Raw genomic sequence first — 8,159 nt, 5'->3', positions numbered from 1 at the left:
AAAACTATATTCTTTCTGATAATGTAGAAGAAGCTACACGCTCTTCTATGTTATTCTACATTTTGTATAGCAGCGGACCAGTCTAGCCAGTTGTACATGTAAGGAACACCCAGGCCAAAACATTTTGGTAACCAATCATAGTAGCCATTTCTTCTTCATCTTGACTATAAAATTCAGGGATTAAAGAGACAGCCAATGAATTGAAAGTTCCGATGCTTAGCCTAATTAAAAAGCGCGAATTTAAAATGGGGGTATAGGCGCTAGCAAACATTGGCAAAACGCCACTAACCAAAGTGAGTAACAGTCTGGATAAAATAGCTACCTTTTCTCCTAAAAACCTAACTAAAAAAGGTGAGATGACTAACCCTAGGACAATCCCAAAATTGGGAATGGTCGATAGAGTTTGAACGGCAGCTTGGTTGACACCAGAAAACGCTTTGTACATTAGGGGCAAGGCTGATGAAATCTGGTGGGCATCATTAAGAATAGCGAAATCGATAAGAGCGAAACTTTTAAAAATTGCTTGTTTTTCAGGTGCTTTCTTCATGTAAAAAAACTTCTTTCTAATTGACTAAGTATGCTTTAAAAAAGGCAAGTTCTTCCTCGTTACAATGCTTGGCTAGCTTATCACATTGAGTATAAAACGGGCGCAAACCTCTGATTTTAATCAGGGGTCAAGCCCGCTAAACTAACTTATCTATTTCTACCATGGTAACCTTTAAGTTGCCTTCCTATAGCTTCTGTATATTGCGATTCAATATTTTTCGAAATGAGGTTACATAAATGGTTAAAAAGAAGCGTAATAAATTCGGATACACAAGACAATATCATATTTCTTTAAGCTATCAACAAATAGAATTGTATGAAAAAGCAATCAAAACACAAAATGAGTTATATCAATTTGCATTGAAATACTTGTATAAGACTTATGGCCGTAAACATATTGGCAGACCATTACCTTTTGGACAAGGAATAAACTACCTTAATAATAAAATAAAGGCAATGTTTATCAATGAAAAGTATGAATTGAAACGCTGGAATGTTAAGAAACTAGGATTATCTTCTCATGCTGCCGATGAGTTTTTAAAAATAATCTTCACTAATTTTTCTCAATATCGTAAGAGGTTAGAACAAGCAGGGCAAATGTCAGCTGTGGAAAAATATAATCTCAGAATGAATATTACTAAAGATAAAGATGGGAAACATAAAAATCCTAAACATCGTTCATGGTATCGTAAAGGTTCAATGAATTTTCTACGGAATAATAACTCATTTAGGACAATTACTTCACAAAAATTGCCTAATGGCAATACCAAATTGGTTTCACCACACCATTTAAATGTAGCCGATTTTGGAGAAATAATGGTATTTGAGAATTTAAAGCATCTTAATTTTGAAGAGATTGCTTTAACCAAGATTAAAAGATTACCGGATAACACATTTAGACTACAAATAACCTTTACTCGTGAAAAGAAACGTAGTTCTCAAAATAAAGTTGTTGGCGCAGATTGGAACATGTTTAACAATGAAGTATTTAGAACTTCTGAAAATAAAACCATAGCAATACCTAAGGATATTGTGAAAAAAGCTAATGAATTAGAAGCAGCAAAAGATAAATTTAAATCTTTAAGAGATAGGGAAGGCAACAAGCGTGGTAAAACTGCTTTATGGCAAAGATATCAACGTAAACAAGCAAAATTAAGTGCCAAAAGAGCTAATCTTTTAACTGAAACATACAGAAAGTTAGTTCACGAATTAGTAGACGAGTTCGATACTATCATCATCGAAAAGATAGATGCTTTTGAGATGAGAAAACGTAGTTGGTCACTGAATAAAGCGCAAAATGCAGGTAAGAATAAGCGCTTAGCTTTAATCAAACCTTATGAATTAGCGAAGATTGTTGAATCATTGGTAAATAAACAAAATAAGACCCTTATTAAAGTGGATCCATATAAAACTAGCCAAGTAGAATATGGAACTGAATATGAAGAAAAGCACGAGTTAAGAGCGACTAATAAAGATGGTAAACGCATATATGTTTCAGCATATACTGGTAAAGAAGTAGATAGGGATTATAACGCAGCCTTAAACATTAAGGAGTGGGGCTTACACCCAGAAAAACATGTAAAATTAAGAGATTATCCTAAATTAAAAGCAGGTAACTTGATGGAAATAATTTAAAAAACGAGTTTTTTTAGGAAACGGAACCAAATCCTACCGAACTAGTAGCATAAAATTATGCGTATCACCCTGAGCGAGTCAAAACGGGTGCGATAATTAGTGAATAATATATATTTAGTATAGTGGCGGTATTTCCAGTCATTATAACTAGGTTCGGAGCGTGTATGGCTTTTTAATGTACACGTAATGTAATCGCGTGACGCGATTCCTGCGATTTTAATCGTAGGTAGTTCAAGTTAGTCCCCCCGATGTCAATACTTAGATACTTATGATTAGTCATGTGCAGTCTTCCTTTCGCGATAGAGTTTGGATGCAGTTTGCCCATACAAATTATTAAAAGCCCTGTTCATTGTTCTGATTCCGGAAAAACCGTTAGTTAATGCCAGCTGCGATAGTGCCTTCTTAGTTGTTAGCAACTCTTTATAGGCATGTTGGGCGCGGACGTTATTAAGGTACTGGCCAACGGTAAGGCCCATGTGCTGTTTGAAAAAGCGCGCCAAGTAAACGCGACTAATATTACAGTGGGCGGCAATTTCAACCAGGCCAATATCAGCTTGATAATGCTCATTTACGAACTTAGTAATTTCGTGGAGTCGACTAAGGGTATAACTTGTTTGGCGGCTAAGGTTAGTCTTGCTAGCTAAGGGTTTGGTAAAGTGAGTCAATAGTAGCTTGAGAATTTGGTTAATAAGTAGCTGCAAGTCGATGAATTTAAGCTCATCGTGATCTTGGTAGCGCCAGGCAAGTTGGTAAAAGAGGCTTTGTAATTTACGGTAAGCACTTTGCTGCTGAGCGGTAAATTTTTCTGGTTGGTTAAGCTCAAAGTAACTCTCGCTAAGCTTGGGATAAAAACTTTCCAAGTAGTTGAAGGGAACACTCAGTGATAAGGCTTAATTGTCACTATGGTTGGTGACATCAATGCTATGGATAACCTGTGAGTTAACAACTAGAATCTACCCCGGCTTAGTCTGATAGACTTGGTTGCCTTTTAAACTCTTTTAAACTTCTATTTTTATTTTAAACCCTTTTAAACTCTTTTAAACTTCAAAACAAGAGTTACGCTCGCTGAAAAATGGCTGGTTGCTGACTGTGTCTGCCAATTTTTGGGTGAAACTAAAATTAGTCCTTGACAATATTTCTCCTTAGATTATAATTTGAGTATAAAATAATTAGAAAAGCGATGAAAAGATGAGTAGATTATTTAGTCTATTAAAGAGAGCTAATGTGTGGTGAAAATTAGCATAGACGAGATTTTTGAAGATGGTCTTGGAGCTGGTTAAATGGTGAGTTTAGACGAGCCGTTTACGATTGGTGACCGATAAAACACCCGAGTATTCTGCATTTGTTAGCGGAGCACTTAGTGAGGGTATTTGGTGTGAGCCAAATACTAAAGTAAGGGTGGTAACACGCGAATTATTAGCGTCCCTGGAAATCAAAGTTGGTTTCCAGGGACTTTTTTTATGGAAAAGGTGGGAACTATGGCAAGTATTGTATTAAAAAATATTGATGTTACTTTTAAGAATAAGGCGCAAACAGTAAACGCCGTTAAAAATGTCTCCTTAGAGGTAGAACAAGGAGATATTTATGGAATTATTGGCTATTCTGGAGCGGGAAAATCTACCCTCGTAAGGGTGATTAACCTTTTGCAGCGTCCAACCAACGGGACGGTAATTGTTGAAGACCAGGAGTTAACTAAATTAAAACCACAAGAATTGAGGCAAGTTAGAAAAAAGATTGGGATGATTTTCCAACACTTTAATTTGATGAAATCAAGGACAGTAGCAGGAAATATCGCCTATCCTTTGCTGGCAACTGGGCTTTCTAAAGCTGAGATTAATGCTAAGGTAACGCGCCTCTTAGAATTGGTGGACCTTTCTGAATATCGGGATGCTTATCCCAGTCAACTATCTGGTGGTCAAAAACAAAGGGTGGCTATTGCTCGGGCTTTAGCCAATGATCCGCAGGTATTGATTTCCGATGAAGCAACTAGTGCGCTTGACCCTAAGACGACTAAGTCTATCCTAGAATTACTAAAAAAGGTTAACGAACAGTTAAAAATTACAATTGTTTTAATTACGCACGAAATGCAAGTAGTTAAGGAAATTTGTCATAACGTTGCGGTAATGGAGCAAGGACAAATAATTGAGCGTGGTCCAGTCCGGGAGGTATTTATTAATCCTAAGACGGCCCTTGCAAAAGATTTCATTGAGACTTCAGTCAATATCAAGAAAGCCCTAGAGCGTATTGAAGCTAAGAATAGTGAGTGGAATTCTGAAAAACGCCTATTCTTGTTACAATTTGCCGGCGAAGAGACGGAAGATGGCGCAATTTCTAGGATTTCTAAGCAAACAGGCGTTGATATTAGCATTTTATTTGCGGATATGGATGAATTAGATGGAATCACCATCGGTTATACGATTATTAAGGTTAGTGGTGAGAAGGCAGCTATCGAAGCAGCGTATAACTCATTCAAGGCAGCTAAAATCAAGGTAGAAACTTTAAAGTGAGGTGGTTAGTGTGATAAGTTATCTTTTTCCAAACGTACTCGATATGAAAACGGAATTTATCGATGCAATATATCAAACAATCTATATGACGGTTGTCTCCGCATTATTTGCAGGTATTTTAGGATTGCTGACGGGTGTGGCCCTAGTTATTACGCAAGAGGGAGGCTTAGCGGAAGACAAGTTACTTTACAATATTTTAGACAAAGTGGTAAATCTACTACGCTCAGTCCCATTTATCATTTTATTAGCTGTAATTTCACCCTTAACAGTCTTCCTTGTCGGAACTTCAGTTGGGACTACCGCTGCCTTAGTGCCCTTGGTTTTTGGCATCTTTCCCTTTTATGCAAGGCAAATTCAAGCGGCGTTACTAACCGTTGATGCTGGGGTAATTGAAGCAGCAGAATCTATGGACTCCAGTAATTTAGAAATTATCTTCCGCGTTTACTTACGTGAAGGCTTAACGGAAATTATCAGGACCTCAACCATTACCGTAATTAGCTTAATTGGGTTGACAACGATGGCGGGGGCAATTGGTTCTGGTGGCTTAGGCGACGTGGCAATTAGTATTGGGTACGCTCGTTATGAAAATGATATTACTTTAGCTGCAACCTTAGTAATTTTAATCATGGTGTTTGTAGTTCAAATTGTTGGTGATTTATTAGTTAAACTTACAGAAAGAGGCTGAAATTTATGAAAAAATCTTATCAAATTATTTTAGGTGTTATCGTTGTAATTGTCGCCCTTGTTTTAGGCATTCATGCGCTTAATTCTTCCAAGAAGTCAGCGGAATCTGCCACCATTACAGTTGGCTCAATGAATACAGACTACCAAGTTTGGAAGCATATTGCTGAGAGTAAGGAAGCAAAGAAGTTAGGACTCAAGATTAAGGTAAAAAGTATTACAGATGGTGTCCAACTTAACAATGCAACTGCCCAAGGCTCAGTGGATGTTAATGCCTTTCAATCATGGTCGTACCTAGAAACCTATAATAAGCAACATAAAAAGACCAAGCTAGCTGCTTTAGGAACAACTTACTATGAACCAATGGGACTTTACTCAAATAAGTATAAGAAAGTGGCAGAGATTCCTGATGGGGCAACCATTGCAATTGCAAACAATCCCTCCCAAGCAGCACGGGGTTTACTGTTGTTACAAAAAGCGGGGTTAATTACTTTGAAGAAGAATTTTGACTCAGCAACCGGAACAACTAGTGACATTAATGCAAACCCTAAAAACCTTAAGTTTAAAGAAATTGATGATACCACTGGGCCACGAGTTTTAAAGAGTGTTGACGCGGTAATAATTTCCAATTCGGTTGCTTTTGACGGGGGCTTAAATGTTCTAAAGGATTCTATTTATCACGAAACAATTAGTAAGAATACTAAGGACAATATCAACGTGTTAGCAACGGCAGCTAAGAACAAGGATAATAAGGCCTACCAAAAGTTGGTTAAACTTTTCCATAGCAAAGCAATTCAAGCTTACGTTAATAAGAAGTTTAGTGGCACTAAAGTAGAAGTTAAAAAACCAGTTTCATATTTAGAAGATTAAAGAGAGGTAACTATTATGGCAGAAGTAGAAAGCTTTACATTAGATCATACCAAGGTGAAAGCACCTTATGTACGTTTCATTACAGTTGAAGAAGGAAAAAATGGGGATAAAATAGCTAATTATGATTTGCGGTTAGTACAGCCTAACGAAAATGCAATCCCCAGTGCAGGTTTGCATACCATTGAGCACCTATTAGCGGACTTATTACGTGACCGTTTAGACGGTGTAATTGATTGTTCACCATTTGGCTGCCGGACTGGTTTTCACTTAATTACCTGGGGCGAACACACAACTACGGAAGTGGCTAAGGCCCTAAAAGAGTCTCTCCATGAAATTGCCGAAAACATTGAGTGGGATGACGTTCAAGGAACGGATATTAAATCTTGTGGTAATTATCGTGACCACTCATTGTTTAGCGCCAAAGAATGGTCCAAAAAGATTTTAGCAGAAGGAATTAGCGATGAACCATTTGAGCGACACGTAATTTAGATTGGAGGGATTAGATGGGAAAATTAGCTATTGTAACCGGAGCAGGACAGGGAATTGGGGAAGCAATTGCCTACCGCTTAGCAAAAGATGGCTATGCAGTTGCGGTTGCTGATATTAACCGGGAAACAGCTGATAAAGTAACTGCGACAATTAATAAGACCGGCGGCCAAGCTAAAGCCTACTACCTTGACGTTGCTCAGCGCAATGAAGTTTTTGACCTGGTAGCAAAAGCGACTGCAGATCTTGGTGAGCTAGCAGTCTTTGTTAATAACGCCGGGGTAGCCTTCATTGATACCTTTGTAGATTCTGATCCGCAAAAAGTTGAACGGCTCTTAGATGTTAATCTAAAAGGAACCTACTGGGGCATCCAGGCTGCCGCCAAGCGTTTTATTAAACAAGGTAAGGGGGGCAGCATAATAAATGCAGCTTCTCTTGCTGGGGTAGAAGCATCTGCACTACAAAGCGCCTATTCTGCCTCAAAATTTGGTATCCGTGGACTAACGCAAAGTGCAGCCAAAGAGTTAGCCCAATATAAAATCACGGTCAACGCATATAACCCCGGGGTGGTCAGAACCCCACTGCGCGAGAGTATCGACGAAACCACCTCCAAAATTAAGGGGCTCACCGTTCCCCAACAACAAGCTAATGTTTTAACGGAAATTGCCTTGGGTCGTGAAGCGCAGGCTGGTGACGTGGCTAAGTTAGTTTCATGGCTGGCATCTTCCGAGGCAGAATATATTACCGGCCAATCTATCATGGTTGACGGTGGGATGCGTTATTTATAATGAAGCTAGATTCTTGAAGTATTGGCTCAAATACCAAGAGCAAGACTCGTTAGAGCGGTTACTTGAAATACACACAAAATAATCCGACCTTATATTTGGATCAGTCCAAATGTGGGGTCGGATTGTTTTTGGGGGTAAATGGTGGAGATTGGAAGTGCAAAAGCCGTAATAAAAATCATGGCTAAATTTTAATTAATTATGCTACTGACAACTTTAAATTAAAAATAGTCCCAAGCATCGTATTAATTTATTGGCGCTTGGGACTATTTTTTGTAAAGAAATTATCTGGTAGTAAGGTTAACCCCTATTACACTATCTAATTATAGATAATTGGGGGCGAAAAACTATTAGAAAAAGCGACTTTAGAGTTAATAGTTTTACTACATTAAGCTAAAGTTCGTTAGCTGAATCAATGCTGATTGATACTGCCTTAGCACTGTTAATGGCGGCAAACGCGTCCTCAAAACTAACGCAATTAGTAGTTGAAGTTCCCCAAGGGACTAGTGCTATTTTAGAGCTAGCGCAAATAAATAAATAACCGCTTGAGTTGAGCGCGGGTAAACACGTATTCAAATTATAGTAAGTTAGTTACTGAAACTTGAAAGCATGAAATAGTGGATACTTCCCGCTACTTCATGCTTTTTTG

7 protein-coding genes, 1 pseudogene and 1 other annotated feature are annotated in these 8,159 nt (G+C 38.1%); of the genes and pseudogenes, 6 read left to right on the top strand and 2 right to left on the bottom strand.

Translation table 11 applies throughout. The features are described 5' to 3' along the window. Positions 1-112: 112 nt before the first annotated feature. Positions 113-480, bottom strand: a pseudogene (locus tag FC14_RS07930) (MFS transporter); the annotation flags it as partial. Between the two features lie 303 nt (positions 481-783). Between FC14_RS07930 and FC14_RS07925 the strand changes: the two are divergent. Then, positions 784-2,181, top strand: a complete 1,398-nt coding sequence (locus tag FC14_RS07925; RefSeq protein WP_056977230.1) for an RNA-guided endonuclease InsQ/TnpB family protein — start codon at positions 784-786, stop codon at positions 2,179-2,181. Positions 2,182-2,453: 272 nt separating this feature from the next. On the opposite strand, the gene FC14_RS07920 is transcribed toward FC14_RS07925, so the two are convergent. Further along, a complete protein-coding gene (locus FC14_RS07920; protein ID WP_056977228.1) occupies positions 2,454-3,041 on the bottom strand; it encodes an AraC family transcriptional regulator in 588 nt (195 codons plus the stop codon). Between the two features lie 311 nt (positions 3,042-3,352). Next, positions 3,353-3,611, top strand: a binding site (T-box leader). Between the two features lie 48 nt (positions 3,612-3,659). Between FC14_RS07920 and FC14_RS07915 the strand changes: the two genes are divergently transcribed. The 5 genes from FC14_RS07915 to FC14_RS07895 are packed head-to-tail and all read left to right on the top strand — an operon-like array spanning position 3,660 to position 7,513. Next, positions 3,660-4,688: a methionine ABC transporter ATP-binding protein gene (locus FC14_RS07915; RefSeq protein WP_156655776.1), complete on the top strand. Its 1,029-nt coding sequence runs from the start codon at positions 3,660-3,662 to the stop codon at positions 4,686-4,688. A 13-nt stretch (positions 4,689-4,701) separates the two neighbouring features. Next, complete coding sequence (locus FC14_RS07910) at positions 4,702-5,373, top strand: methionine ABC transporter permease (protein ID WP_235804529.1); 672 nt, start codon at positions 4,702-4,704, stop codon at positions 5,371-5,373. Positions 5,374-5,378: 5 nt separating this feature from the next. Next, complete coding sequence (locus FC14_RS10575; protein WP_056977222.1) at positions 5,379-6,239, top strand: MetQ/NlpA family ABC transporter substrate-binding protein; 861 nt, start codon at positions 5,379-5,381, stop codon at positions 6,237-6,239. A gap of 15 nt (positions 6,240-6,254) precedes the next feature. Further along, positions 6,255-6,728: an S-ribosylhomocysteine lyase gene (locus tag FC14_RS10570; protein ID WP_050611924.1), complete on the top strand. Its 474-nt coding sequence runs from the start codon at positions 6,255-6,257 to the stop codon at positions 6,726-6,728. A gap of 14 nt (positions 6,729-6,742) precedes the next feature. Beyond that, positions 6,743-7,513 (top strand): acetoin reductase, encoded by a 771-nt coding sequence (locus FC14_RS07895; protein WP_056977221.1) that lies wholly within the window; start codon positions 6,743-6,745, stop codon positions 7,511-7,513. The last annotated feature ends 646 nt before the right edge of the window (positions 7,514-8,159 follow it).

This window comes from Ligilactobacillus agilis DSM 20509 (genome assembly GCF_001436215.1).
GTDB lineage: Bacteria > Bacillota > Bacilli > Lactobacillales > Lactobacillaceae > Ligilactobacillus > Ligilactobacillus agilis.
The sequence above is the reverse complement of the archived record's forward strand: the minus strand, read 5'-3'. Positions and strand labels throughout refer to the sequence as shown.

What these genes read in the sequence shown, in the direction of transcription:
- FC14_RS07925 (WP_056977230.1), top strand. Translation starts at nt 784, where the DNA reads ATGGTTAAAAAGAAGCGTAATAAATTCGGATACACAAGACAATATCAT.
- FC14_RS07915 (WP_156655776.1), top strand. Translation starts at nt 3,660, where the DNA reads ATGGCAAGTATTGTATTAAAAAATATTGATGTTACTTTTAAGAATAAG.
- FC14_RS10575 (WP_056977222.1), top strand. Translation starts at nt 5,379, where the DNA reads ATGAAAAAATCTTATCAAATTATTTTAGGTGTTATCGTTGTAATTGTC.
- FC14_RS10570 (WP_050611924.1), top strand. Translation starts at nt 6,255, where the DNA reads ATGGCAGAAGTAGAAAGCTTTACATTAGATCATACCAAGGTGAAAGCA.
- FC14_RS07895 (WP_056977221.1), top strand. Translation starts at nt 6,743, where the DNA reads ATGGGAAAATTAGCTATTGTAACCGGAGCAGGACAGGGAATTGGGGAA.